The following is a 1,390-nucleotide window of genomic DNA, read 5'->3' as shown; positions in this document are numbered from 1 at the left end:
TTGTCCACCTTCTGCTGAAGACTCCAGCCATCGGCCGCTTCCAGTTTTTGCTGAAGCTTGTAACTGAGCTTTTTCTTTTTCGATTCTGGCTGAGTTTGAATATTGGGTTCAGCTTTCGTTTGTGGCTTACTGGTTTGAGGCTCAGCAACCAGCTGATTTACCTCCCCTCCCTGTCTGAGCCAATCTTCAAAGCCGCCAACATATTCTTTAATCTTGCCATCAGGCTGGAATACGAGGGTACTGGAAACCACATTATCGAGGAATTCACGATCGTGACTGACCAGCAGCACCGTGCCCTGAAAGTCCACCAGCAGTGACTCAAGCAACTCAAGTGTTTCGACGTCGAGATCGTTGGTAGGCTCGTCCATCACCAGCAGATTAGCCGGCTTACTGAAGAGTCTCGCCAACAGCAAACGGTTTCGCTCTCCACCGGACAACGCCTTAACAGGAACACGACAACGATTAGCCGGGAAAAGGAAATCCCCGAGATAGCTGATTACGTGTCGACTGGCTCCGTTGATCATGATGCTCTCACGACCTTCAGCAACGTTGTCAATCACTGTTTTTTCAAGGTCCAGTTGATTTCTCAACTGATCGAAATAGGCCACTTCCAGCTTGGTACCTTCCTTAATGAAACCGGAATCCGGTTTAAGCTGCCCCAGCAAAATACTCAATAGCGTTGATTTGCCAGCACCATTGGCACCAATCAGACCGATCTTGTCTCCCCGGATCACTCTGAGATCAAAGTCTTTAATGATGTGCTGACCTTCCCAGGACTTTGCAATGTCCTTAGCTTCCAGCACCAGCTTGCCGGAACTGCCGCCCTGCTCCAGAGAGAAGCTCGCTTTACCCTGAACCACCCGACGCTCCATCCTTTCGCTTCGAAGTGCTTTAAGCGCTCTGACCCGGCCTTCATTACGGGTTCTTCGAGCTTTGATACCCTGACGAATCCAGGCCTCTTCCTGAGCCAGTTTTTTATCAAACAGAGCATTCTGTTCCGCTTCCACTTCCAGCGCGTGAGCTTTTCTATCCAGGTAAGTTTTATAATCGCAATCCCAGCTGGTCAGGATACCTCGATCCAGCTCCACGATCCGGGTAGCGAGAGACTGCAGGAATGAACGATCGTGGGTGATAAACAAAAGAGCCCCCTGAAAATCAAGCAGCTGTTTCTCAAGCCAGTCAATGGCAACAACATCCAGATGGTTAGTGGGCTCGTCCAACAATAACAGATCAGGTTCACACACCAGTGCCCGGGCCAGCTCAACTCTTCTGCGCCAGCCACCGGAGAGTTCTTTCATCTTCTTCTCTTCAGGCAGACCGAGTTTCTGAATCACTTTGTCCACCTTCTGCTGAAGACTCCAGCCATCGGCCGCTTCCAGTTTTTGCTGAA

The 1,390-nt window shown here is 50.2% G+C and carries 1 protein-coding gene; it reads right to left on the bottom strand.

The features are described 5' to 3' along the window. A partial coding sequence (locus KDK19_RS12570) for an ATP-binding cassette domain-containing protein (RefSeq protein WP_257292096.1) occupies positions 1-1,390 on the bottom strand: 1,390 nt, incomplete at both ends.

This window comes from Endozoicomonas sp. ONNA1 (assembly GCF_024606325.1).
In the GTDB taxonomy this organism is placed as follows: domain Bacteria; phylum Pseudomonadota; class Gammaproteobacteria; order Pseudomonadales; family Endozoicomonadaceae; genus Endozoicomonas_A.
This window is presented reverse-complemented; position numbering and strand designations above follow the sequence as displayed.